Source organism: Amycolatopsis sp. NPDC004772, assembly GCF_053601215.1.
In genome coordinates, this window is sequence record NZ_JBSGBK010000033.1 from 16,519 (window position 1) to 42,490 (window position 25,972).

Here is a 25,972-nt window from a genome sequence, read left to right on the forward strand (position 1 = left end):
GGCGGTCGTCACCGCAAGTGCCGGTAGACCCGGGCGAGGTCTCGCCACCGCATGCTCGAAACCGGCCCGTTCTTCCCCCGCCCGCTCGGCGCGCGGTGATTGCGCGCCTGCGTGAACTTGTGCGGCGTGGGAATCCACTTCTTCACCGACTTCTCGTAGTGTGCCTTACCCGCCAGATCGTATTTCGTCCACCCGCGGCCGTGCGCGATCTCCACACGGTGCTTGGTCCCGTTCATCGTCTTGGCCATCCACTTCCCGACCCGCGCCTTCGCCGCGTAGTTGACCTTGGGGGCGACCTTGGCGACGAACTTCGCCGCCTTGTACGCACCCACGGCCAGTGCCCCGACGCCGACCGTGATCGCGCCCAAGCCGTACATGATGGCCGCGCCCCAGTTGCCCTGGATGGCGTTGCCGACCGCGGCGACGCCGCTGGCGACCGCCCCGATCGGCCCCGGGAGGTTGGAGACGACCTCGGCCACCTTGGTGACCACCGAGACGATCGAGCTGAACCACGAGTTGCCGTCGAGGTCGGTGGCGTTGATCGGGTCGCCGGCCACGTAGTCGTAGTCGTTCGCCGAGCCACCTTCGACCGGGTCGACCGACAGGAACCGGCCAAGCAGCGGGCTGTACGGCCGGGCCCCCATCTGGACCAGCGACAGTCCCCCGGTGTGCTCGTAGGCCCGCTGGTGCTCGCCGAGCCAGCCGTAGTCCATCGAACCGGGCGAGTTGTCCGGCACGTTCTGCGTGTCGACCGCACCCGAGGCAGCCAGCGGCTGACCGTACGGATCGAACGTGCGCAGCTCGCCGGCCTGGTGCCCGGCTGCGTCGGTGGACAGCACCAGGTCGCCACGAACCGACGGGTGGTCGAACGACGGGGTGAACGTGCCGTCGGAACCCACCTTCGACGTGTACAGCACCCCGCCTGGCAGCGTCAGAGTGAGCGTGGTGAGCCGGCCGTCCGCGTTCAGCGTGAGGTCGGCGCTGTCCCCGTCACCGGTGTAGCCATAGCGCACGACGGTATTGTTGTCGCAGTTGCGCGGGTCGCGCCGGACGATGCGGTTGGTCGCGTCGCGCGTGTAGGCGATATCGGCGTTGAGCGCGGGGTTCGGCCCGGTCGTCCTGGCGCCGAGGTTGCGGTCGGAGCCGTCCCACGCCAGCTCCGTCGTGCCGCCGTCCGCAGCGGTCCAGCCCGTGGTGTTGCCGTCCGCGTCGTAGGTGACCCCGGAAAGGGCGGTGGCGCCCTCGGTGGCCAGCAATCGGTCTGCCGCGTCGTAGCAGTAGCGGGTTTCTGCCGTTCCAGCGGCGGTCTCGTCGAGCAGCCGCATCCGGTTGGTGTTCAGTCCGGCGTTCGCTTGGGTGCCCGCCGGGCAGGTCGCCGACGCCGCCGAGGTGAAGTCGTAGGTGTAGTGGTGCCCGGCGACGTACGCCTCGGTCAGTCTGCCGACGCCGTCGTACACGTAGTTCGGCGCGTTCGGGCGGGCGTCCAGGCCGGCGAGGGACTCGTCGACGATCGTGCCCGCGGCCGTGCGGCCGACCTTCGAGACGACGTCCGTACCGTCACTGGTCTTCCACCCCAGCGAGAGCAGCCGTGCCCCGTTGTCCTTGGTGATCGACGCGAGCGACGTGCCGTTGCCGTAGGTGACCGAGGCGAGTTCGCCCGCGTTGTCGTAGCCGACGGAGGCGAGGACTTGGCCGTTCAGCTTCTGCGTGAGCACCCGTCCGGCGTCGTCGTAGCCGAACGACACCGTGCGCGCCGGATCCGCCGGGTCCGGCGGTGTCACCGTCGACGAGGCCACCCGGCCGACCTGGTCGTAGCTCGTGCTGGTGCGCACGCCGTTGACGTCGGTGTAGGCCACGACGCGGCCGAGCAGGTCGCTGACCGTGGTGACGGTGCCCTTGTCGTCGCTGACCGACGCCGTGAGCGGGTCGCCGCCGACGGCGTAGTCGTGGGTCACCGTCCGCGCCGGGGCGTCCTTGCTTGCGGGCACCTTCTCCTGCACCGGCCGGTCACGGCCGTCGTAGGTGGTGCACGTCCAGTCGCCGCCGGTCGCCTCGGCGACCACTCGCCCGGACGCGTCGTAGACCTGCTCGTCGACTCGCGCCGGGCCGGCCGCGGGCGCCGTCGAGGTGGTCAGCTTGGGCATACCGGCCTGGTTGACCGCGGCACTGCCGGGAGCACACGGGTTGCTCCGGCTTTCGGTGTCGCCGTAGTAGGCGTAGGTGGTGCGCGCGCCGGTGGCCATGGTCTTGCTGGTCCGGCGCAGGTAGCCCGTCCCAGGCGGCTCGTACGACACCGAACCCGCGACCTTCAACCCGTTCGGGTTGGCCAGGCCGGAGGTCGCCAGGCCGTAGGCGGGGTCGAGGCCGTTCTCCCCGAACTTGGTCGTGCCGGTCTTGTCCGCGACACCGTCGGATTCCGACGCTGTCGTTGACGTCTTCAGGCCGTAGCGCGGGCGCAGCTGCGTACCGGGCACCGGCTGCTGGGTGCCCGACGGCGTGGTCCAGTGCAGCTCCAGCTGGGCGGTCAGGTCGAACTCGTAGTAGTCGACGCGGATCCGCTTGGCCTGCCCGGCCGTGTCGGCGTGCACGACGCCTTGGCGCCACTTCGCCGTGGTGTTGATCCAGTCGTCGATGACCAGCTGGTCGTCGACCCAGACCCGCACGCCGTCGTCGGCCAGCAGCCGGAGGGTGTAGTCGCCGGCGGCCGGGAAGACGATGTCCCCGGTGGCGCGCAGCGAGAAGTGGTCCGCGGGCAGACCGTTGGCGGGTGCGTCGCTGTTCCAGTTCTTGACGAACGAGCCGTCGGCCGTGCCGAGCCCGGTGGTGTAGGCCTTCGGCGCGCCGGACAGCTTGTCGTTGTCATACCACGAGACGGCGAGTCCGTCGATGCCCTCGTCGTAGGCGTTGTGGCCGTGGGCCATGCCGCCGGGGCACGTACCACTCGGCAGCCGACCGGTGAAGCAGGACGCAGGCGCCGGGCCGTAGGAATCGACCGGACGGTCGGCGTAGTCGTAGACCGTGGTGGCCTTGCGGCCCGCCGGGTCCGTGGTAGACAGCGGCAGGTCCTTGGGTCCCCACTCCTGCGTTGATACCCGGCCTGCACTATCCGTTGTGGACACCGCGCGGTCGGCCTCGTCGTAGGTGACCTTCCCGGAAAACCCGACGGCGGGCGAGAGTCCCGCGGTGTCGAGGTAGGTCGTGCGGTTGGCCGGGTCATAGCGGTAGCCGGTGGCTTCACGGGGCTTGCCGACCGCGGCGACCGCCAAGCTGATGTTGGTGGCCTTTGGCTTGGTGCCGGTGTCGTAGGTGACGACAGTGGTGAGGTCACCTTCGCTGACCTTGCGGTTCGCCGGGTCCGCGGCGATCCAGTCGTTGGCCAGGCTGGAGCGCACGCCGCCGAGCAGGCCGTTCGAGCCGTAGCCGTAGTCAGTGATCTCCGAGCCCGAGTCTTCGATCCGGCCCAGCTGGCCGCCGACGTACCACAGGCGGGTTTCGGTGCCGTCCCAGTAGCTGATGCGGCACAGCATCTGCGATGGCGGCAGTGCCTGGGCACCGGGCGGCGGGGTCGTGCCGCCGTAGCAGTCGTCGCCGACCCGGTTGTAGTGCAGTACGTGCGACCGGCCGGAGACCGGGTCCTTGATCTCGCGCAGGCGCGATGGAGTGCCGTCGTAGACGTACTGCAGCGTGGCGGGCTTCTTCGAATCGGTGCTGGCGGACTGGCTTTCAAGCTTGCCGTCGGCACGGAAGACGAACACGTCCCCGCCGTCGGTCACGGTGATCTTGCCGGCGGTGTCGAGCGCGAGGACGCCGTCCTCGTTGTCCGGTGGGGTGTAGCCGCCGGTGCTCTTCTTCGTCCAGGTGTGCTTGGCGCCGGTGGCGTCGGTCAGGACGATGTTCTGATCCGTGACCTTCGCCTCGGTGTAGCTCGAGCCATCGCCGTCGAGGTCGGCCGAGAGCGTCCAGCCCTGAGGCAGCACCGGCAGGTCCGAGGTGAACAACCAGTCGGCGGGGACGATCTGCGGGGCAACGGCGGTGCTGTCGGCGGTGCGGACGAACAGCCGCATCTTCGCCGCGCCAGTCGCTTCGGCGTTCTCCACCTTGATCGGCACTCGCTGGCCCGCGGTCAGCGAGACGCTCGTCGACTGGGTCCAGTTCACATCGCTCGCGGTATTGACCTCGTACACCTTGGCACCGTTGATCCACACGGTGCCACCGTCGTCGTGCACCCCGGCGAACTGGTACGTACCGGTGACTGGAGCCTGGAAGAAGCCTTCCCACCGGGCGACGAACCAATCCGCGGGCAACGCTGGCGCGAACGGCGAATCGGTACCCCAGTCGACGTTGACCTGCGGCTCAGTCCGCACCAGCACCGGCTGCTGCGCGTCGCTGATGATCCCGTTATGCGACAGATCGGAGAAGTAGGACGCCTTGAGCCCCTTGCTCTCGACCTGCTGCGAGTTGTAAGCGAAATTCAAGCCGGCGTTACCGCCGACGGTGGTGAACGCCGGCGTCTGCTCTCCGGTGGAGACGTTGCCGTTGGCCAGGTTCACGGTCACCGGGCCGACGTCGTCGGTCGGAGCTGGGCCGTGATCACCGATGCGCTGGTCGATCTTGAAGTGGCCGACCCAGGTAGGGGTGATCGTCGTGGTACCGCTGTAGGTCATCGCCTGCCACGTGTAGGCGACACCGTCCTGCAGGATTCCGGCCGGGACCGTCCATGTCGGGGTGGTCAGGCAGCCGGACTCGACCACGACGCCGGACTTGGCGTCGGCGCCGGTGGCGATGCGGAAGCAGTACTTGACCTGCTCACCGTCCGGGTCGGTGACCGGGTTGACCGACAGCGTCGGGGTCAGCGACGTCGACACCGTGCCGTCCGCCGGACCGACCAGCGTGGCAGCCGGAGCTGGGGAGCCGGTGTCGACGGTCAGGGTGGCGTTGAGGTTCTTGTAGGTCCAGGTGCCGGGGTTTTCGGCGCCGATCATCATGAAGAAGACCGAGCCGTCGCGGGCGTTGACGCGGTCGCGGATGAACCCGGTCATGCCTTCGCCGACGAAGCTGCCGACGTCGCCGACGAGGGCGCTGGTCATGTAGCCGCCGACGCCGTTGTAGTTGAACGCCGACGCGTGGTAGAGGTTCGCGTTCCACGTTTTCAACGAGCCGACGACGCTGGTGTTGCGGGCCAGGTCCATCCGCGCGCCGACCACGGTCTTGCCGAACAGCGGCGAGTAGTCCATGTGGAAGACGCTGCGGTTGTACGTGTCTCCCTTGGCCTGGCTGTTGCCGATCCGCAGGCCACAGGCGTCACAGTTCGTGCCGTCGGAGCGGTAGGAGTGGGACTCGGTGACGCCGTAGGTGAAGGTCGGGTCGACCGACACCGGGTAGACGCGCTTGGGGTCGCGCAGCCAGTTCGGGTCGACCGCGACGGTCAGCCACCAGTCCGCACCGGCCTTGTCCAGGGTGTAGGTACCGCCGGTCATCGCGGGAGCGGTCTCACCGTGGCCCGCGGAGTCCCAGGTCTCGATCGGCGGCAGCACGATCTTCGCCGAACCGGCCTTGTCCGCCAGAGTGACCGAGCCGTTCTTCTCCAGCTTCGGCGTCAAGTCGCCGGTGGTGAGCTTGAACTTCCACGACGACCGCCCGTCGGCCGGCGGCCGCTTGAGCTTGATCGTCTCCTTCACCGCGCCCGGGGTGACCTCGTAGTCCAGGTCCGTGCCGGCGGCGACCTCGGGGTAGGTGACCGAGTCGCCCTTCACCGCAGCCGCCGTCGGAGCCGCCTGGTCCAGGGCCAAGCCGGCGGTGTGCCCACCGGACTCGACCTGCAACACCGCGGCATCGTTGGCCTTGGTGGCCAGGGACGGGCTCAGAGGGTGGCTGTCGGCGTCGGCGCGCTTGGTCGCCGGGTCCGTTTCGAGGGTGGTCTGGACTGGCTGCCACTGGCCGCGCTCGTCCTGGACGTTCATCGGCTGGTTCGACTGCCGCACCGAGTGCGTGCCGTCGGCGTTGACGTACTCGGTGGTGAACATCGTCCGCGACACCGGCGTCGAGCGCTGCGGATCGAAGTGCTTGCCCGCCCCGCCATCCAACCGGCTCAGTGCTGCGAAATCCGCCTTCGACGGCGCCTGCGGGGCCACCGGCGCAGGTGTGGCCGATGGCAGCAGGCCGACCTCACGCGGGTCGATCGGCTTGGGCGCCTCGGTCAAACGCGGCGGTGCCGCGATCGCTTCGGTGCTGCCGAGCAGCAGGGTCATCGTCAGGACGAGCACGAGTGCCCTGACCCAGCGGACCAGATGGACAGGACGCGACAAACGCAGCACGCCAGTACCTCCCCCGGCGACCCCGGCACCCCGCCGAGGTCGCCCCCAATGGCCCCGCGGGACACAGCTGCCGCCGCGGGGTCTTGCCCGGCTCGCCGCGCACCTCGTGCCCGGTCTGCCCAGGGGTCGGGAAGTGCTCGTCCCTCACCCGCAGCAATCATCGGCGAGGATTCACAGCTGTTACACAGGTTCGGTGAGACGAGACCCACAGTTGCCAAGCCATCACCGATCCAGTAAAGGTCCAGGTCACCGCCTTGTAGGCGCGCCGACGCCGCCGGTTACGATGCCTGCCGGTCCCGCCGTCGCCGGGCCGCAGCCATCCGTTCCGGCAGGAGATCCATGACCCAGCCAGCGCTCGCCGAGACCCAGGGGCCGGACGTCACCGCGCCGATCCCGCGCATCGCCGCGCCGGCCCGCGACCGCGCGTCGTGGCGGCCGAGCGTGGTCGCGTGGTGGTTGTTCGCGGCCGTCCCGGTCGGCCTGGCCCTGCTGGCCGCGGTGCGCGCGCCGCGGATGCACGTGCTGCTCGACTACTGGCACGTCTTCGCCAAGATCACCGACGACAGCGGCAACCTCCTGCTCGGCCAGGTGTTCACCTACCACCTCGACCAGCCGTTCGTCGTACCTTCGCTGCTGTTCTACGCGGACGCGGCGTGGTTCGGCGGTGACAACCGCGTCCTGACGGTCCTGACCATCGCTCTGCTGGCCGTCGCGGTGCCGGCACTGCGTTCGATGCTGCCGCGACAGCTCTCACCAACAGCCCGCGGTGCGTTGACCGCGGGCATGGCGTGGCTGCTGTTCAGCTCCCACGCCACCGAACTGTGGCTGCAGGGCACGAACGGCATCAGCTGGGTGCCCGCCGTGGCCTTCTGCACGATCGCGATCGCCTGCGCCCACCGCGGCCGCCTCGCCTTCGCTTCAGGAGCCGCCGTTGTCGCGTGTCTCAGTTTCGGAGCAGCGTTGCCGATCTGGTTCGTGGTCGCCTTCATCATGTGGCTGCGCAAGGAATCCCTACCACGGATCGTGATCCCGGCGGCGGCAGGCGTCGTGATCGTCGGTGCGTGGTGGCTCACCAAACCCGCCGGGACACAGTCAGGGGCGACGGCCGCGTTCGACCCGGACGGACGTCTGTCCGTCGTCGCCGCTGCCGTCGGCGGATTGTGGTCAGTGGACATCGCCGTCGTCGCGGTGATCGCGGGTGGCCTGACGATCACACTGCTCGGCTTGCTGCTCAACCGGACGATCGGGGACCGCCTACGCGAGTCGGCCACTGCAGACGCCGGATGGGCGGGATTGGCCTGCTACGCCTTCGCGCTGGGATTGATGCTCGCGCTCGGCCGGACGACGACGAACGTCCCGGGAGGCAACGTAGGCCTCATCAGCCGCTATGTACTCGTCGCCGCACTCGCCACCATCGCGTTGCTCGTCCTGATGCCCCTGCACCGTCCACAGTGGCCACAGCGTTATCTTGTCGCCGGCATCGTCACCCTCGCGTTGACCACGCATGCGATCGGCGGGGGCAAAGCCGATGAAGTCCGCCGTAGCTACGCACCGCTCACCCTGTCCGCCATCGCGCTTCGCGTCGACGCGCCCGCCGCCTTGGACGCCCTCCACATCCAACGCGGCGCCGCACCCGCCGCTCGCGCATTGCGGGCGTACCCGTTCAACGACGACTTCACCCTCGGCTGCGGCGGTACCGAACTCGGTAGCCACGTCGACCTCGCCACCGCACAACCGATGCCGCACGACGGCCCGGGGACCGCCCACGGGGCGACGGACTCCCCCACCGCCGGCGCAGACACCATCATCACCGGCTGGGCCGTTCTCAACGGAACTCCGCCAGGCTGCATCCTCATGACCGATTCCACGGGCACGGTGACCGGCGGCGGCATCACCGGACTACCCCTGACTGCCACTCAGAGCTCAACAGCCCCCGCAGGCGCCACGTCTTGGCAGGCGACAGCAGGTCCGACAAACTCGCCACTCGTCGTTCTCGCCGTCCAGGAGGGTCACCTCTACCGAATCAGTTGAGGCACCACCCCAGATGACGCAGTCCGCAACGAGAACGCCGAGTCGTAGCGGAGCCGAGGACTTTCTGGGTACACGAGCCCCCTACTCGCCCCGCACCCCTTGGCCCTCCGTCGGCCCCCTGCCAGTGGCCGGCCAGCCGCAGGAGGCCATCGACCTACCCAAACGGCTAGAGCGTCGCCAACAGGACGCCATGCCGCAACGCCACGACGCCGGCCCACGTATCGCCGTGGACGGGCGTTGACGGCCAATCCAACCTTGGACGATCGTCAAGATGGACAGGAGAACGCCCCTAGCCCTAGGCAGCAAAAAGCCCAGGTCGTCGACCTGGGCTTTGCTCCCCCGCTTGGACTCGAACCAAGAACCCTCCGGATTATTGGTTCGAGTGGTTTCGAGTCGACGTCAGTCGATCTAGCTGGGATGTTTGCAATCGCTCATGCTCTCAGCCGACGTCAGTCGACGTCGTTCGACCTGCAATTTCGCCCTTAAATCGCCCCTAGTTCGACAGTCAGGCACCGCCAGCGCGTCCGCCCTGCGGTCGCCGACGACGCCACCGGCTTCGCGCAACGCGGGCCTGGCGACTACTGCCCGGTGTCGAGGTGCCGTGGGTTCCCACGCTGCATTCGGTTGATCTCCGCATGCAGAAGTGGCGCTTGCGGTCCCGGATCGCCGACGCGCGTGTTTCATAGGCGACGCGGCCGCCACGCCGATAACCCCGAACCCCGTACCTGAACCGGCCCGCCAGGTCGGACAGCGCAGCACGAAAGCCCTGGATCAGGCAGCCAGCCTGACCGGGGTTTTCGCGCACGAAGGCTGTCGCCCGCAACACGGCCGCCTCGCGTCGTCGCCGAGCGATGCGGACCACGTGGCCGAACGGGTAGCCGACTCGTCGGCGGGTGGGGGGAGGCCCGCCGACGAGTCGGCCGCGGTGTGATGCCGCTACCTGAAAGACGTCCGGTGACCGGGCGCGTTACGCGCCCGGTGGTCGGGACGCCCCTGCCGCCTCACCCCGACGTTCAGCCAACTGCCTGTCGAATCGCACCCTCGCCACCATCAGGCCGATGACGATTCCGACCGCGGTAGTGACCGCGAAGAACGTGCCCAGCGCCTGGGCCGCACCCGGAACGATCACTGCGATCACCGTCAGGCCGGCGATCAGCACGCTGGCCACGAACGCGAGCGGCCACAGCAGCCGCAGCGCACGCCGGTTCTCGCGATCGCTGCGCAGCGCCCGCAGCACTACTTCGGCGGTTGTGCCCCTGCGCGGAGTGCGGCGCCGGACCGGCACCAGTGGTGCCGGTGCTGTGCGCATCGGCACGATCTCGGCTTCGACCTCGACCGGGAGAGGCTTCGCGAGCGACTCCTCGACCGTCTTCACGGGCTTCGCGTCCAGTTCGTCCCACAACTCGGCGACTTCGCCGACCTGCTGCTTGGACAGCCCGCACGCCGTGACGTACAAGATCACCAGGTCACGCGTCGGCAGTCCCAACCGCTTCGTGTCCGTCAGCGCGAAGGCCGTGCTGCGCGCCATCCTCGTCTTCGCCGCGATCTGGCCGAACGACATGCCGCCAGCCGCCTTCCGGATCTCACCGAGCAGCGCCCGGAACTCGACCGGGGTCTCCGCGGCGATCAGCGGGAGCTTCAGCTCCCGCTGGCCGAACGCCCCCGCGCCGGTGCCGCTCAGCGACACCGACGCGGCGACGCCGGCCGAAAGCGCGGAGCCCTCGGACCGGCGGCTCATCACGAACGTCCCTGGTCAGGGATGATGATTGGATCCGCAGGCGAAGGACGCCGGCTGACTTTGTAACGGCCGATCAGCCCGGGGACCCGAGGCAGGCCCCAGCAGATGCTCAGCAGCGAGGCGGTCCCGGTGGCCGCCCAGCCGAGCGCCGTGAAGAACTCGACGCCGCTGAAGTACAGCATCATCAGCACCGCGACCGACGTTGCGAACATCGCGACCCTGGTCCATGGGCTTTCCTGCGGGGACACCGCCCCCGGAGTGTGCGGGCAGGTACAGCCCGACGACTTCCCGTCCAAGCGGCCGGGGCCGTCGGGCGGGTGTGCAGCGCCGTCGAGGGACGGCACCCGGTACATCACGTTGGCCTTCACTTTCTTCGAACCGGAAGAACCGGCACCCGGGGCGCCGCGCCGCTGGCTGCGGTGCGCCACCCCCGGATCACCGGGGAACGGCTCGAACGGGGTTGCGGTCGTCTTGGGAGATCGGCACCGGGCTCTCAGGGTGCAGCCCTGGTCACGCGGTGGCCCGGAACGTCCGGAGCACGACGAAAGTCTGCCCGGTCCCGGAAGAACAAGTCCATAGTGGTCACGAAGTCCGGCCACGGAAAGTGTTCACGATGCGACCGCAACGACGGGACGAACGAAGCGAACGTCGGGCCGGGAGGTGAGACTGGCGGTGAGACTTGGCGACCACCGGTGCCCCCGAAACGAACTCGGGCCCCGGGGTACCTGGAAGGCACCCGGAGCCCGCAGCCCGGCATTCGACCCGGTCGACACCTGATCGAAAACCGCTGGTGGCCGAGTCTGCATTCACGACCACCGATCCCCGAAGCGCGACCGCAACCCCTGCAGAAGGCTCGGGTGGTGAGACCTTGAAGTCTCACCAGCAACGGTGAATGCGAATTCCCCGCCGCTTCGCTGATCACTATCACTGTTCACCGATCCTGGGTCCAGCGGCCGTGCACAGAGCGGCCACCGAATCATGCGCTGACCTGCGGGAAGACAGACGAACGAAGTGTTCGCGAACACGACGTAGACAAGTTGTTCGCGCGTTCTGTCATGACAGGTCGATCTCGTAGGTGACACCGTCGAGGCCGAACAAGGCCCCCGCGCAACGTCGCGCGAAGGGCATCACGGTGCTCGGACTACAGCGCGCGGCTCAGCATCGGCACAACCGGGTCGGCGACCGGCTCCGGCTCGCCGACGACCAGCTTCGTGTCGCCGGTGGCGAGCTTCTTCATCAAGTCGCGGACGTCGTTCGCAACCGGCTTCGACAGGTTCAGCCGCGACGCGAGCTGGCTGCCCGCCGGCACCCCGGCGCCATCGGCGACGAGCGCGTCGGCCGTCGTTCCACGGGTACAGGGCGCTGAACTGGTCGAACGCTTCGTTCAGGTCCTCATCACGGGCTACGTGGTTCACGAAGATCGATGATCCGGCGACCAGACCGGCGGCGTCGAGCACCCCGGCGACGGCGTGCACGATCGCCGCGTACCGGGCTGGCGGTACGTCGCGGGGCAGCCGAACCCGAAACTCGCACGATTCCACGTGGTCAACGGTGCCTGTATCGAATAAGTGACACCAAGCCCCCGGTCAGGCGGCTGCGAAGCAGGGCTGCTGCGTCTCTTGAAGGTGTCTCCTACGTCGCCTCGCACTCTCTAGATGTGACCTGCGTAACACTCGGTGTGTTCCGGGAGAAATCCTGGCTAGGTCGCTTCGTCATCAAGGGCAGCACCAAACCCCGGCTTCATCCGCGGGGGTGGGGCGGGGCTACACCGAAGGGAGACCTGGGTGGACAACCGTCCCTGCACGAGCCGTCCGGTCTGCAGCAGTGCTGCGGCCGGCGTGTACGGGTCCGCTCAACACGCTTCGTCGCATGCGCCACGGCACGAGCACGAGGTTGAGCACCGGTCCTGCGACGTCGTCGCAGGGCGGCGGGGTTCCCGCCAGCCACGGCCGAACTCGGGTGGTGACCGTTGAGCAACGAGTCACTGGCCGAGCTCGAAGAGAAATCACACCAACTACTCAATGAGAATGTCAGCGAGATCTACAGCTGTGCCCTGTACTTCTGCCGGAGCAAACGCGACGCGGAAGACCTGGCACACGATGTGTTCGTCAGTCTGCTGAAGACGGAGCCCTCGAAGCTGGCGTCGATCGGTAACGTGCAGGCATATCTCCGGCGATGCGTCGCGAACGCCGCTGTCAGCAGCGGGCGCGTCGCGAGATCGCGGTCGAACCGAGCGGAAGTTCCCATTCCCGAAGGCGACAGTAGCAAGCTTTTCGGGGCCGACGACCGCATGGAGCGCATCGCGTCTCACATGGATGTGCGTCTGGCGATCCGGGAACTCGACGTGGAAGATCAGATGCTGATCTATCTCAGGTACTACCGAGATTTCAACATCGAGAAAGCTGTTCGTGAAGCGACGGGGCTGACTGGGAGTAAAGCGTTCAAGCGACACCAGTCAGTTCTCGACCGACTGCGCGAACTACTTGCGGAGGAGGCGGTTTGAGCGTTGAAGAGCGGCTGCTCCGGGACGCCGAGTCCTTCAAGGCAGAGGTAGCGGACTTCGACGAGGAAGCCTTCCTTGCCCGGGTTTACCGGACAGCGAGGAGGGCGACCTCGGACGAAGATCCGTTCCCGGGAGACGCTCCGGCGGCCGGTCGCGCACGCGCGGCCGGCCCCGCCGGGGGGACTACTCCCCGCGGATGCACGACGACCCGATAAGTCTCAACCCGACCTGGATATCGAGGTTGATACAGGTAAGGAGGGATGCCGACATGGGTGTGGCTCAGCCCGCGCTGAGCATGAGATGTGCGGCGAGGTGGCGCCTCGTGCAACCGCACGACTCTAGGACCAAGCGGCGGTCCGCTACGACACCCGACGCATGGCACATGACCAACTCGGAACAGGACCCAACTGACCCTACGAACAAGAAAGGAAACAGTGCGCAAGAAGGAAAAAGTGCGCAAGCACGTATCGGTATGGATCGCGTGTGCGATGGCCTTGATGATGATGTCAACGTCAGGGGTCGTCGCCGCTGTGATCCTCACCGTGCTGACAGTGGCAGTCTGGAACACCTTCCGAGCGCTCGGGCTCACGCCTACTCGGGATGCGCTACGGACCGTCATGTGGTGCTGATCCGCACTGTGGATCGAACCACTGCAACCTTGGGGGACACGGATCGCTCAAAGTGAGCTGATCCGTGCAGGTTGAGGGAGTGGCCCTGGCCGATGGCCAGGGCCACTCTCCTTATCATCCCGCGACGCAGAATTTCCCCTCACGGCCTTCGTCTATAGCGGTGAAGGCGAACAGCCCAAGATGCGGCGCGCCGTGAACATGTGAGGGCGTATGAAAACCAAACTGATCTTCTTGGCTCTGGTGACGCTCGTCGCGCTCGTCCTGAGCGCGATCGGCGGGGCCGGCGCAGTCGCCATCTGCTACCTCGCCGGCCTTACGGGTTCGGCGCTGATTGTGGTGTGCGGGGGTGCCACCGCCGCGGTTTTCACTGGGGTTATGGCTCTGGCCGGTCTGGCCGCAAAGCTCTTTTTCCCCTAAGGGGTTCCGTGATCACGCGTGTGACGCCTGTCCGAGCAGCGGGCGCGCGACCGCGCCGAGTGCGGGTGTGTGCGGACCTCCCAGATTGGCTCGCACGCCCGCACGCCGGGTTGTTGCAGCTGGTCACCGCGTTATGCCGAAGCTGCACGTCCGCGTGGTGGGTCGGCGCGGCTGTGCCGACCCACCACGGTGATTGAAGGTTCGGTCAGCCGGTCCAGCCACGACACACATGATTCATGTGTCAACTGCCGTCGCCGTGCTCGACGATCGCGTCCACGTGCTGCACCGACACCGGGTACTTGCTCCCACCGATCCGCTGCCGAGATGGCCGGGCGCACGGATTTCCAAGCGTCGCAACGCTTCCCCGAGCGTATTCGGGTCCCACCCGATCCGTTCGGCGAGGTCGGCGGTGACCACGATCCCGGTCTCGTCCTCGCCGATGACGTCGGCCAGCAACGCCAGCACCTCCGGCATCGACCCGGCCGCCGTGTTGTCGACGGTCTCGGCGTCCACCGGTTCGGCGTCGGCGTTGCTGGCCGCGACCAGCTCGGTCATCGCCGCGGCCTCGACCGGCGTCGGCAGGCGCTACCCGGCGGCGTCCCCGGTCAGCAGCCCGAGGGCGTCGCGGCGTTCGCGTCCGGCTTCGGCGGCGGCGCGGGTCGGGCCGAGGTCGAGCTTCGCCGCCCGGATGATCACACCTTCCGAGGCGCCGATCCCGGCGACTTCCGCGTGCGCCCACCTCGGTCACCAAGACGTCGGCGCCCAAACCCTCCGCCACCGCAGCCGTTTCCGCCGCAATCCACAGCACACCCACCGACACGACGATGGCGGCCGCACAAAGCACGGCCGGCATGTACTGCGCGAAGGTAACCCGGTTACCGACGTGGATCAGCAGGCTCGCCCCGGGGGCGACCGCGAGCCCCGAGGCGAGCGCGGCATTCCTGCGCGCGAGCTGCCCGTAGTCGACCGTCCGGTGGCCACCGGAGACCTTGGCAGAGTGACACCCGAGGCAGGTTTTCATGATCGGTGCAGAAGCTCACGAGGAACACGTGATCACGCGCGGTTTCCTGGATCAGTTCTCGATGCAACGAAACCCGATCGGTCCGGCGTGTCTCGGGGAGCGGACTTCCCTCCCGGCCGGAAGATCCAGCTGTCCGGCAGTCGTGAAGCGGGTGCCGGCCGGCAAGCACCGAGCAGGTAAGGACCCAGGGATGACCGACGACGACAAGACCACAGACGATGCTCCGCCCATTCCCCCTGGCCTACGCCTGCAGACACTGGCTCCGGCGTATGTAGCCGAGCAACACAAGACCTACGTCAGGCACCTGCGAGAAGCCGTCGAGGACGCGAAGAACCTCAACATCGCGCTCACTGGTCGGTACGGCACCGGCAAGTCGAGCGTGCTCGACGAATTCGTGACCGGTCGTCCCGGCGCGATGCGCATCGCGATCTCCACGCTCGGGCCGGACGCCAAGGACGTGGACACCAAGGACACAGGTCCGAAGGAGACGCCTAAGACGCTCACCAACCGCATCCAGAAGGAGCTCGTCAAGCAGCTCCTGTACCGAGCGTCACCCCGCAGGCTTCCGTACTCGCGCTTCAACCGCATCGTCCCGCTGTCCAAGAAGCGCGCGACGCTCGAAGCTATGGGTGCGGTCGGGGTCATCACCGGCGCACTAGGGTTACTCGGCTTGCTACCTCACCTCGCCGGCACCGGGCCCGGTCACAACGGATGGCTCGGTGTGCTGTCCGGGGCCGGCTTCGCAGCTCTCGCGGTCCTCGTGCTAGCCACCCTGCGGATCGTGATTTACGGCCGCTTCGTCGTCTCGGACGTCTCGGCGGCGGGCGCCGCGGTGAAGCTGACACAGCGCTTGTCGACGTACTTCGACGAGTACCTGGAAGAGATCGTCTACTTTTTCGACACCGAACTGCCCGAGGTCGTCGTCTTCGAGGACTTGGACCGGTTCGACGACCCGCACATCTTCGAAGCCCTGCGCGAGCTCAACACCCTGCTCAACAACACGGCCACGCGAGTCGAGGAGAAAAAACCGCTCCGGTTCGTCTACGCTATTAAGGACAGCCTCTTCGAAAAGCTGGGCTTCGGCGCCGAGCCGGATGAGATGGACGCGGCCCAGGCCGAGACGGTGCGAGCCAACCGCACCAAGTTCTTCGACATCGTCATCCCAGTCGTGCCGTTTATCTCCCATCGCAACGCCCGTGAGCTGCTCTCGGACCTGCTGACCGCGGGCAAGATCACCGGCATCGACCGCGAACTCATCACCCTGGTCGCCCAGCACATCACAGACATGCGGCTGTTGAAGAACATTTACAACGAGTACATCGTTTTCGCAGAACGGCTGCTGGTTGAAGGCCAGACCGCCCCAGGACTGATCCCGAGCAACCTCTTCGCGTTGGTCGTCTACAAGAACATCCACCTCAGGGACTTCGAGGAGATCGCGCGTCGCGGCAGTGCGCTCGATGACCTGTACGCCCGCCGTCAGGAACTGGTGGCAGCGGCGATCGACGACCGTGAACGGCGAAAGCGAGAGTTGCTCGAAGAGTCGACCCGGCCGGTGAAGATGGGACCACTGGCTGAGCGGCTCGGTGATCGCCTCGTCACAGTCGGACAGATGCTCAGAGAACTCTCGCCGAACCCGGCTGTCAGAAACTGGCGGTATGTCAAGTTTCTGGCGGGATCCGATTGGTGCTCAGAAAACGAAGTCCGTTCTTGTGATTTCTGGCGCGCTGCGACGGAAGCGAACAGGATTGTGATCCATGCTTCGTCCGAAAAAAAGGCTGGACAGGAGTACGACCTCGGTACCTTGGGAGACAGTCGCATTCTAGCACTCTTCCCGGAAGCCGCCGATGCCGATCGCTGGGCCGATGTCAACGAGCACGAGACCCAGGCCGCGATCCAGCAGATTGATAAGGACATCGCCTTCCTGCGGGGTGCCGACTTCGCGCAGCTTGCCGCCGACACCCGCTTCACCGTCCCCGCGGGGGAGGGCACGACGTTCGCGCACATCGTGGAGAAGACGATGGGCTCGAAGCTGGCGGTCGCGCTCGTTGTGAACGGGCACCTGGATCGCAACTTCGCACTGTACGCGGCTCAGTTCTACGGCCGGTTCTCCGGAGCCGACGTCGCCACGTTCATCGTGCAACATGTGCAGACCAACACACCGAACGTCGAATACAAGTTCTCCGGTCCGGCGGCGGTCGAGAACCTCCTGGCCGAAGCTCCACCGGAGTTCGTCCGGACGGTCAGTGCCTACAACGTGGACGTGCTGGACTACCTCCTCGACAACGATGACGAGCGAGCGGCGGATATCGCGCGATCCGTAGCCCGCACTTTCGACGACCGAGCGGAGGCGTTGCTCCGGCGGTACTTCACCCTCGGCACCTGGCCTGCGAAGTTCGCGGCCAGGCTGAGCAGCATCGGCTGGTCGCCGATCTTCACTTCGCTCGTCGAGGACGAAGCAGTACCCGAACGCCTGCGTCCCGGACTCGTCGATGCTGCACTCCGGGACGCGGTCCGTGGCCACGCCTACGAACTCGGCGACGAGGTGCGGGACTTCCTCACCGCCCACTACCAGGCGATGGCGGTCTTCACTAACCCGCAGCCGCTTCCGATCCGCGTGAAAGTCCTCGAGTTCATCCAAGAAGCCGGCATCGTGTTCCCCGACCTGGCCAAGATCAGCGACGACATGCGAAGAAAAGTTGTCGAAGAGTGGCTCTACCAGATCACCGCGGACAACCTGCGAGCGGCGATGGAAGCCGACGGGGCGGTGAGCCTCGACCTAATCCGGGACAACGCGGACGTCTATAACTTCTGTCTGGACAGGCCGAACAGGTATTTGAGCGCGGTCGAGGACGACGTCGCGACGCAACACGCTGTTATCGCCCAAGAGACGCTCGTCGATGTCCTCACCACGGTGCCGGAGACGTGGGGGAACGACCAGGTACAGCGCCTGATCTCCCTCGCCGCGCCGAGCAGCCGGCTAGAACGCCTGGACGCCGTCCCGACATCGTGCTGGCAGGACCTCGCGTTGCACCGGCTCTTCGAGCCGAGTGTCCGAAACGTCATGGCCTACGTCGATGTAGCCGGCAAGATCGACGAAGAGCTCGCCGCCTCGATCACCGAGGTGGGGCGCATCCTGGTCACCGACGAGGAGGAGGCAGATCGCGCGCACGTTGCTGTCGAGATCCTCAACGCCGCGGGGGTGATTCCGGACCCCGGCGAACGCATCAAGCTGGTAGAAAGCCTTCAGCTCGCAGAGTACCTGGCGCCCTCGGAGATCGAACCCGAGAAGAGTCGTCTCTTCGCCCTCTTGCTCGAGCACCATCTCGTCGAAGACTCGTTCGAATCATTTCTGAGGTTCAAGGAAGCCGGGTGGCCGGCCATCGGTCCCGCTATCACGAAGTCTTCGGGTTTCACGGATTTCTTGACGCCCGAACTGGTCGGCGGTTTCGTCGTTGAGTTCCTGCGCAGCAGTGAGGTCCCAGTGGTGGCCCGGGACAAGGTTGTCGGCGCTCTGGGGGCGTACGTCCCGGACGCTGACACTCCCGCGCTCGCGGCGGCCGGCCGCTACGCGTTGGGCCAGCAGCTCGAACTTCCTCCGGACCAGCTCGCCCGGATCGCGGCGGCCACGAGGGACGTCGACCTGATTGTCCGGTTGCTCACCGTCCGGTCGCCGCTGCCGCCGGCCGAGGAGGTCGTTGGCGTGCTCGGTGAGCTCGGTGAGCCGTACTCTTTCCTGCAGACCCGCGTCAAGAACAAGTTCGATGTGCCTGCCGACGACGCGCACCAGAAGTTGTTCACCCACTTGAAGAGTAAGGGCGCGGTGGCCGCCGTCACCAGGGCGCGGGTTCGGGACCGTCTCTACGTGACTGTCGTGCGCTAATGAGACGACTCGTGCTTCGGGAGCAAGCAGGAGCTATTCATTGCGGTGCTCGAACAGGAGATGGCGAAGCTCGCCGCTGCCGCGCTGATGGGTGCAAAATAGGGCGCCTGCACTTCTTCGAACTCGGAGATGGCGCACCTTCTAACGTGCCGCGGACGTCGGCTTACTAAGGCATGGTGCGTCCAGAGCTAAGTCGGCGCGACGACGATTGAGACCGATACCACTTGTGCGTAAGAGATATGATCTGCCTACGAACCCTATGTAAGACGTTCGCGGGCCGAGGTGCTGCTGGCATCAGGCAGCATGCCCTCGAGTGCAGCGACGTTTCCTGGGTTGGCGACGCGGCGCTTGCGGTAGTGGCGCTCGGCGACCTGTCGGCTGTTGCCCAACTGGTCGGCGATCGCCGTGGTCGGCAGGCCCGCTTCGTCGAGGACGGTGCCGACCGTCTTACGGAAAACGTGGCTGGTGACCCACTCGTACCCCACTGCGGTTACCGCCTCGCCGAGTCGGTTGATGACGTTCGACGGGTCGAGGAAGCCGCCAGCGAATGAGGCGAAGATCGGTCCGCTTCCAGCTGCGACCTTACGTCGCCGCAGAACCGGAAGAGCCCACGCCGGTATGCCGAGGAGGAGCTCGTCCTGGTTGCCCTTGCGTTGGGGACGGCGGACCAGGCCGGCTCCCGCAACGCGGATGATGTGGTGGGTCGCCCCCACGGTCTTGGCGTCGAGGTCGATGTCGGTACCCAGGATCGCCAGCGCTTCGCCGATCCGGACGCCGGTGGCGAGCATGATCTCCATCAGGTCGGCCAGGTCCAGCCAGAGCTGGCCGCGCGGTCCGAGGAGTCGGCCGCGGGCGTCGGTTTGGCGGGTCAGTGCGTACGCACGTAGCTTGGCGAGAAGGTCGACGCGCTGTTCGGCGGTGAGCGCTTCCACCTTCTTCGGCTCTCCGGTGCGCGTCATCCGGCCGATCTTCCGGACGGGGTTCTCCTCCATGGCGCCGTGCCGGACCGCATAGTCGCACGCACCCGACATCGCAGCCTTCAAGGTCTTCGCCGTGTCGTAACTCTTCTTGTTCCGAGCCTCTCTGATCACCTTGCTGCAGCGGGTGACACTGACTTCGCCGCACTGCAACTGCCCCAGCGGGGGAGCCGCCCAGTTCTTGAGAACACTGCGGTAGAGCCGAACAGAGGTCGGGGAAAAATTCCCCAGACTCGCCTCTTCTTCCAACTCATCGAGGTACAGGGCAATTACCTCTTCGAAGCGGGTCGTTCGGCTTATCTCTCCATCGGTCGCCTTCTCCGTCAGGTCCCCGAGAGCTTCTTTCAGCCGCTTGAGGGCCAGGTCCTTGCCGACCGCCTGCCGCCGCACCCGTCGCAGGGAGCCATCGGTTGTCCTGAAGTAGGTGCTTGCGCGATAGCGCACGCCCTGCCTCTTGGTTTTGGGTAGCTTCTCGACCGCGATGACGCCGTAGGCGCCTATCGGTGTCGACAACCTGCCCACAGCAAAACTCCTTGAACGGTGCGCATACGCGGCGGTTGAACCGCCGGTAATTAGTGATCGACATTGACGCTAGCATCCATGACACGAGTGCAGGTAGCGATCTAATTCGAAATCAGGAACCAGGTAGTAGCGCCCCGCTTTTAGAGTATTGATACTGCCTTTGTGAATCAAGTCGAGCACTGTCTCGTAGGGAATCCCGAGTTGTGCCGCAACTTCCCGCGGTGTCCAGGCTCGACGCGACAGCGATTGCTCACTCATGGGAAATGCCTCCTCGAATTCGGCCATTGGACGGCCGCGGCGGCACCACACCGCGGGCCTTCGTTTTTGTGGGTGCCCGCGAGGCGGACGTGTGCAATTTGTCGACGGCCGCTGTCGGGATACGCGGCGGGTGGTAGCCAATTTGTCGACGAGGGTGCGCCGCCACGCCAGCGCGTACGGCAGGCAGTTCGCCTCACTTCGGTGCCCGGGTGCGCAGCCAGGTTCGCGGCGGCCGCGAGCGCTCCACGCCATCGAGTCCGCGCTTGCGAGGACATCGCCGAAGCGCCGGAGCCCGGTGGTCTTGACTCCGAAACCGTGCAGTCGAAGACCTCGCGCAGCAAGGACCCGAACGATGTCTTCGACCTCGTGGCTGCCCTGGCGCCGGCATACGCTGCCGAGCCCGACCAGTCGTTGCGCGGCCAGGTCGACGCCGTGGCGTTCGTATGAATCGGCGCAGCGCTGGTAGTCGGCGATCGTCTGGCCCTGCAAAACCGGGATGAACGGAAGGTCGGGCGCAAGCTCACTTAGCAGCAGATAGCTGTCGACGGTGCGTCGCTGATGTCCGGCGACGCTGAGGCCGGTGCGGGCGAGGATCTCCGGCTCGGTCATCCAATCCTGGGGCGCGGCCCAATCCAGTCGACCGATCTCCATCTGATAGCGGCGGACTGCGGTGACGTAGGCCTCCGGCGAGGTACGCCACCGCCCGTGCATCGTCAGCTCGGTGAATCCGCCGGAGTCCAGAGCCCACGGTGCGTGGGCCCGCGGCATCGTCTTGCGGCCGGCGAGACGACGATGTGACACGAGCAGCCGAACCCCGTGTTGCCGGCTGAGCCAGGCTGGCTGATGCGTTCCCAGGTAGAACCTCATTGAGCCACCCGCCGACACCTAGCCGCCCGTGCAGCAGCGTGCGCCACGACAACGAGTGCAGTCGCGGCTGCCTTGCCGGCGACTTGACCCGATACCGCTGCCCAGGTGCCGAACGCCAGCGGGACGAACACGACGCTGTCCACTGCGAGGCCGACGACATTCGAGCCGATCATCGCCAGCGCCCGGCCTCGCCGGCGGCTCAGCGAGGCGTAGATGAACGCGTCGATGGTTTCCGAGGCAAGGAAGGCGAGCGCGCTAGCTGCCGCGATCGCCGGGGAGCCCAGCAGCCACGACAGGCCGGTCCCGCAGCCGATCGCCACCGCGACCCCACGCGGACCGAACGCCTCGTGCACGTGGTCTCGGATGCCGAGAGCCGCGCCCGCGCACAGGGCACCGACCGGAATCGTGAGCACTTTCAGGTCGAGCGTTGCGCCTAACGTGGTACTGGATGACGTACCGCTCGGGAGCATGCGCTGCCGCGTCGGCGAGCACAGGGTCGCCCGACATCATCGCGCGCTCTTGTTCCTCGGCCGTGAAGACATCCGGGACCAGGATCTCGGTCCCGTCGAGCAAGGCCCGCGCATGCTGCAATGTGTCAGACGCGCCCGGCACACGGCGAGCGATCAGCTGCTGCCATGCCCGCGACCGCATCGCACACAGGATCAACGCGGGGCGTCGCCGGACATCGCCCAGCAGCTCCCGCAATGCCTTGGCGATCGCGTTACCCACCGCATCACCTGGCTCCAGGAAGTACCGTTCGGCACCGGGCATCCACAGAACAGTGCGCGGCGCGACGGCGGTGATCTGGGCCAGCAGAGTATCCGGCTCTTCCGGGCTCGTTCCGGGGTATATTCGCCAGTTGCTCAGCAGCGAGTCTGCCCCGTCCGGCCCGACGCTGGTAATTGCCTGATACATCGCCCGCTTCTTACCGGCGGTGGAGTTGCTGATCAGGGTCGCGATCTGACTCTCCCCAGCGCCCGCGAGCGCAACCCGCTCGCGTAAGGCGCGGTCGTGCTCACGCTCGATGTAGTGCGGCAACGGGGCGTAACGCTGCAATGGTGCCGACGCCGACCCGCCAGCAGCGAGGTAACGACGTACAGGGACAACCTCAAGCTGGTCAGGCGCACAGCTCGATAAGGCGATCCCTACCCCGAACACCGCCGCCTGCGGCGTTGCCAATACTTCCGGCGCAGTCACGTCCAGGCTTCCTTTCTGAGCCTGACGCTTCCGCCGGTCGGGCCTGCCTCCACGGTGCCTCGACGACTCACCGACCTCCTCCCCCACTCAGCAGTAGTGCAGCAAGCGGTCGGTTCGGGAGGACTAACTGCCGCGGCGACTTCGTTAGCACTCTTCCCGCAGTTACACCCGATCGAGCGATCACGACACCAATCGCGAACGAGATACAGGCGCAGCTGCCGCCTCGGATTGACGACGTTGTGCCGGCCCGTACAAGATCCGCATGCAGAGCCATTCCTAAGCATCCGCTCATGGTCGGCTCCTGCTTGTCGCACAGTCTCCAGTAGTCAGCGAGCGCGTTCGAGTCATAGATAGCCTCCGCCCGTGCGCGACACCCAGCATCACCACCTCGCCCCAGATGACCCGTTCTCGCGCATGCATACCCGCGCATACGACAAATAAGTTAATAATTTATTAATATTCGATACCCTGCCTCCAGCTTGGTCTGACACCCGTGATATCAACTCGTCGAATCTATAATCTCGCTCGTGGACCTGATGACGGTGACTGTTGCCCCGCTGGCAAAAGCGATCTTGTCACGATTAAGTAAAGCGGTCGGCGACGTCGCGGCCAAGGGCGCTCGCAAGTGGGCGCTGGGCGACCCGGAGAAGAAGGCGCTGGAACGCGCACTGGGTCGGGCGTTCGCCGAGGTCGCGAAGCTCCACGGTCGTCAGTTGGCAGACTTCGACGTCAACGCGGGATTTTGGGAGCACGAAGGCGCTGACGAGTTGTCGAAGGTGCTTGTGGCAGGCCTGACTCCCTCCCCGGCCAGACTCGCGCAAGAGGCGGTTGATTCACTCGGCCCAACCTGGTCGGATGATGAACGACTTGATCGAATCTTTGCTGTGCGGCCAACATTCACGGCGATGTTGGAGGCGCTAGCACGCGAGATTCGCACCGAATCCGCATTGCACCCGTTATTGGAGCTCGCGGACGCGGCCCGAACAGCCGACGCGGCTACTTCGATCGCAGAAGCGATGGGGGCGGGCACATCGTCGGTCGACGATCAGGTTCGCTACCTGGGCTGGCTGATCGATCAGTATCGCTATGTGGGAACCGCCGGTGTTGTGCGTAACACCACGGTGCAACTGCCTCTAGAGAAGGTCTTCGTCGGTCTACGAGCGCGACCTGACCGACACCCCGGGGATCGGGCCCGGGCGTGGTTCGAACAGGAACGCCAGAAGGCGGCAGCACTTCTAGAGGCCGGGCAGCTCGATCCAGTTGGGTACGAGACCACCCTGGACCGGTTGCAGACACAGTACGGTCGCAAGTTCGCAGTCGACGGCGACGGCGATTTCGACCAGCCCGCGCTGGTATTGGATGCGGTGAGAGACGCCTCGCACGTGTTAGTGCTGGGTGATCCCGGTACAGGTAAAACGACGCTGCTGCGGTACATGGCGTTACGCCATGCACGCGGGGTACTCAAGGGCAAGACAGTGCAGGGACAGTTGGCGCGGCTACCGATCTATGTACGGATCGGGGACTATGCCAGCCTAGGGCATCCACGAGTAGGAATTAGTGAATTTTTGCCCGACTATTTGAAACGCTCGGAGTGCCGCCTCCCTGGACTGGCCAGCATGCTGGAGCAGCAACTTGAAGCTGGCCGATGCCTGGTACTACTGGACGGCCTGGACGAAGTCGCGTCAGCGGAGCTCCGCCGCGAAGTGGTCACAGCCGTTGTGAACTTCGTGACCGCCCACGGTCGGTCTGGCAACCGGTTCGTGGTGACCAGCCGGATTGCCGGCTATCAGGCCGCTCCGTTACCGAAGCCGTTCGCGGCAATGCGGCTGCATGACATGGATCAAGACACGATCGGGCAGTTTCTGCAGGTCTACTGTCAGCAGGTGGAGCAGGCAGAGACTCCGAACAAGAGCCAGGCTGCGATCATCGAGGCAGCTACGCGGGAAGCCAACGCGATCGAGCAAGCGTTACGTGCAAACGCTGGGGTACGCAGATTGGCTGCCAATCCACTGCTGCTGACAGCCCTGGTATTGGTCCATCGGGCCAGCGGACGGCTGCCGCACCGGAGAGTAGAAGCCTACGTGGAGGTGTGCACTGCCCTCGGCCGTACATGGCGAAGTACTCAAGGAGTCGCGGACGCGGATCTACCTGACGAACCGACCTTGAATAGGTGGCTGAGCGAACTCGGCGCGTGGATGCATCAGAACCGCCCTGAAGGTGCGGCCACTCGAGCAGAGTTGCTTCAGGTTCTCGGCCCACTGTGGGCGGCGCATCAGGCCACCAACTGGGACCCGGACGTGCTGTTAACGGCTGACCCACTCGATACCGAGGCTGGTCGGGGTGTGCTGGATTTCATCGAGAAGGTCGAAGCCCATACGGGGCTGCTGGTCGAGCGAGCACCGGGCCGCTATGGGTTCATGCACTTGACATTCGAGGAGTACTACGCAGGGCGAGCACTGGCACTCCTCGGTACGGCGACGGACCGAGCCCCCGTGCTGCGCGGCCACCTCCACGACCCCCGCTATAAAGAACCAATCCTGTTAGCGCTCGGCCTGATCGGAGCAGGTTACGCAGAGCAAATCGACGGTCTTCTAGCCCAGGCCATCTATCCCGGGCTCGAACCTAGCCCATACGAAGACTTGCTTGGGCGTGATTTCTTATTTGCGCTGCGCATCCTTGCCGACGACACTCCCGTTTCTACCGTCACGATTGACGAGATCATCGACCTGGCAATAAACGAAAGACTCGACCCTGAGCACAGCCGGTGCCGCTTCACAAGGTATCGCGTAGCGCTGGAACAGCAGCTTACCGCGATGACCGGCACGAGAGCCGCTAAACGCTACTTGATTGCAGTGAACAAACGCGCCAATTCTCTCACTCCGGAGACAGTCCTACCGTGGATCGCATTGGCAAGCATCGCCGCTATCCTCGGTGACCTACCGCCTGCAACTGTTACCGCCCTGGTCCACATCGCCACCAAACCCGACACCGACCCTTACATAAGAGTAAGGGCAGGCTCGACGCTGGCCGGCGGCGGAGTACTGAGTCAGCCAGTGATCACCGCCCTGCTCCAAATCGCCACCGACCGCGGCACCGACTTGAACGTGCGGATACAAGCAGTGTCGACCCTGGGCAACGATGGGGTACTGAGCCAGCCAACGATCACCGCACTCCTCCAAATTATCACTCATCCCCAACCCGGCCCCGAATCCGATTCCGGCGTTCACGCTTATGTGCGTTCACAAGCGATGTCGGCGCTGGCCGATGGCGAGGAGTCGAGGCAGCCGGTGATCACTGCTCTGCTTCAGCTCGCCACCGATCCCCACACCGACACGGACGTGCGAGCACAAGCAGTAGCGGCGCTGGCCGGCCGTGAGCAGCTGAGCGAGCCAGCGATCACCGCCCTACTTCAGCTCGCCACCGATCCCCACACCGACTCGATCGTCCGAGTACAAGCAAGTGCCGCATTGGCCGACCGTGGGGAGCTGAGCGAGCCAGCGATCACCGCCCTACTCCAAATCGCCACCGATCCCCACACCGACTCGATCGTCCGAGTACAAGCAAGTGCCGCATTGGCCGACCGTGGGGAGCTGAGCGAGCCAGCGATCACCGCCCTAC

At 65.9% G+C, this 25,972-nt stretch carries 14 protein-coding genes; 5 read left to right on the forward strand and 9 right to left on the reverse strand.

Annotation, left to right across the window (positions count from 1 at the left end; genetic code table 11):
- Nucleotides 1–8: 8 nt before the first annotated feature.
- Nucleotides 9–6,314, reverse strand: coding sequence for a PA14 domain-containing protein (locus tag ACWEF6_RS21145; RefSeq protein WP_449684513.1), 6,306 nt, complete (start codon nt 6,312–6,314; stop codon nt 9–11).
- A gap of 339 nt (nt 6,315–6,653) precedes the next feature.
- Between ACWEF6_RS21145 and ACWEF6_RS21150 the strand changes: the two genes are divergently transcribed.
- Nucleotides 6,654–8,345, forward strand: a complete 1,692-nt coding sequence (locus ACWEF6_RS21150; RefSeq protein ID WP_449684514.1) for a DUF2079 domain-containing protein — start codon at nt 6,654–6,656, stop codon at nt 8,343–8,345.
- A gap of 967 nt (nt 8,346–9,312) precedes the next feature.
- On the opposite strand, the gene ACWEF6_RS21155 is transcribed toward ACWEF6_RS21150, so the two are convergent.
- The 3 genes from ACWEF6_RS21155 to ACWEF6_RS21165 form a co-directional block, all read right to left on the reverse strand.
- Nucleotides 9,313–10,083, reverse strand: a complete 771-nt coding sequence (locus ACWEF6_RS21155; protein WP_449684515.1) for a hypothetical protein — start codon at nt 10,081–10,083, stop codon at nt 9,313–9,315.
- The gene (locus tag ACWEF6_RS21160) at nt 10,083–10,511 is read right to left on the reverse strand and encodes a hypothetical protein (protein ID WP_449684516.1); all 429 of its coding nucleotides are present in this window, start codon (nt 10,509–10,511) and stop codon (nt 10,083–10,085) included. Before ACWEF6_RS21160 ends, ACWEF6_RS21155 begins: the two co-directional genes overlap by 1 nt.
- Before the next feature lie 713 nt (nt 10,512–11,224).
- Nucleotides 11,225–11,392 (reverse strand): hypothetical protein, encoded by a 168-nt coding sequence (locus tag ACWEF6_RS21165; RefSeq protein WP_449684517.1) that lies wholly within the window; start codon nt 11,390–11,392, stop codon nt 11,225–11,227.
- Nucleotides 11,393–12,052: 660 nt separating this feature from the next.
- On the opposite strand from ACWEF6_RS21165, the gene ACWEF6_RS21170 reads away from it, so the two are divergent.
- Together ACWEF6_RS21170 and ACWEF6_RS21175 are read left to right on the forward strand one after the other, a co-directional pair.
- On the forward strand, nt 12,053–12,586 hold the full coding sequence (locus tag ACWEF6_RS21170; RefSeq protein ID WP_449684518.1) for an RNA polymerase sigma factor: 534 nt from the start codon (nt 12,053–12,055) through the stop codon (nt 12,584–12,586).
- 839 nt (nt 12,587–13,425) lie between these two features.
- On the forward strand, nt 13,426–13,632 hold the full coding sequence (locus ACWEF6_RS21175) for a hypothetical protein (protein WP_449684519.1): 207 nt from the start codon (nt 13,426–13,428) through the stop codon (nt 13,630–13,632).
- Nucleotides 13,633–13,866: 234 nt separating this feature from the next.
- On the opposite strand, the gene ACWEF6_RS21180 is transcribed toward ACWEF6_RS21175, so the two are convergent.
- Nucleotides 13,867–14,187, reverse strand: a complete 321-nt coding sequence (locus tag ACWEF6_RS21180; RefSeq protein ID WP_449684520.1) for a hypothetical protein — start codon at nt 14,185–14,187, stop codon at nt 13,867–13,869.
- A gap of 656 nt (nt 14,188–14,843) precedes the next feature.
- On the opposite strand from ACWEF6_RS21180, the gene ACWEF6_RS21185 reads away from it, so the two are divergent.
- Entirely contained in the window at nt 14,844–18,533 is a 3,690-nt protein-coding gene (locus tag ACWEF6_RS21185) for a YobI family P-loop NTPase (RefSeq protein WP_449684521.1), read from the forward strand.
- A gap of 257 nt (nt 18,534–18,790) precedes the next feature.
- Here ACWEF6_RS21185 and ACWEF6_RS21190 read toward each other — a convergent pair whose 3' ends face one another.
- The 4 genes from ACWEF6_RS21190 to ACWEF6_RS21205 form a co-directional block, all read right to left on the reverse strand.
- Nucleotides 18,791–20,032, reverse strand: a complete 1,242-nt coding sequence (locus ACWEF6_RS21190; RefSeq protein ID WP_449684522.1) for a tyrosine-type recombinase/integrase — start codon at nt 20,030–20,032, stop codon at nt 18,791–18,793.
- 69 nt (nt 20,033–20,101) lie between these two features.
- The gene (locus tag ACWEF6_RS21195; protein WP_449684523.1) at nt 20,102–21,157 is read right to left on the reverse strand and encodes a deazapurine DNA modification protein DpdA family protein; all 1,056 of its coding nucleotides are present in this window, start codon (nt 21,155–21,157) and stop codon (nt 20,102–20,104) included.
- The gene (locus ACWEF6_RS21200) at nt 21,154–21,477 is read right to left on the reverse strand and encodes a VUT family protein (RefSeq protein ID WP_449684524.1); all 324 of its coding nucleotides are present in this window, start codon (nt 21,475–21,477) and stop codon (nt 21,154–21,156) included. The genes ACWEF6_RS21195 and ACWEF6_RS21200 overlap by 4 nt, the downstream gene beginning before the upstream one ends.
- Nucleotides 21,413–22,354, reverse strand: a complete 942-nt coding sequence (locus ACWEF6_RS21205) for a hypothetical protein (RefSeq protein ID WP_449684525.1) — start codon at nt 22,352–22,354, stop codon at nt 21,413–21,415. Before ACWEF6_RS21205 ends, ACWEF6_RS21200 begins: the two co-directional genes overlap by 65 nt.
- A gap of 536 nt (nt 22,355–22,890) precedes the next feature.
- Here ACWEF6_RS21205 and ACWEF6_RS21210 point away from each other — a divergent pair.
- Nucleotides 22,891–25,972, forward strand: a 3,082-nt coding sequence (locus ACWEF6_RS21210) for an NACHT domain-containing protein (protein ID WP_449684558.1), incomplete at its 3' end; no start/stop codon positions are given.

Bases quoted from the DNA above. Each gene is read 5' to 3' on its own strand.
- ACWEF6_RS21150 (WP_449684514.1), top strand. From the start codon at position 6,654: ATGACCCAGCCAGCGCTCGCCGAGACCCAGGGGCCGGACGTCACCGCG.
- ACWEF6_RS21155 (WP_449684515.1), bottom strand. From the start codon at position 10,083: ATGAGCCGCCGGTCCGAGGGCTCCGCGCTTTCGGCCGGCGTCGCCGCG.
- ACWEF6_RS21175 (WP_449684519.1), top strand. From the start codon at position 13,426: ATGAAAACCAAACTGATCTTCTTGGCTCTGGTGACGCTCGTCGCGCTC.
- ACWEF6_RS21180 (WP_449684520.1), bottom strand. From the start codon at position 14,187: ATGACCGAGCTGGTCGCGGCCAGCAACGCCGACGCCGAACCGGTGGAC.
- ACWEF6_RS21185 (WP_449684521.1), top strand. From the start codon at position 14,844: ATGACCGACGACGACAAGACCACAGACGATGCTCCGCCCATTCCCCCT.
- ACWEF6_RS21195 (WP_449684523.1), bottom strand. From the start codon at position 21,157: ATGAGGTTCTACCTGGGAACGCATCAGCCAGCCTGGCTCAGCCGGCAA.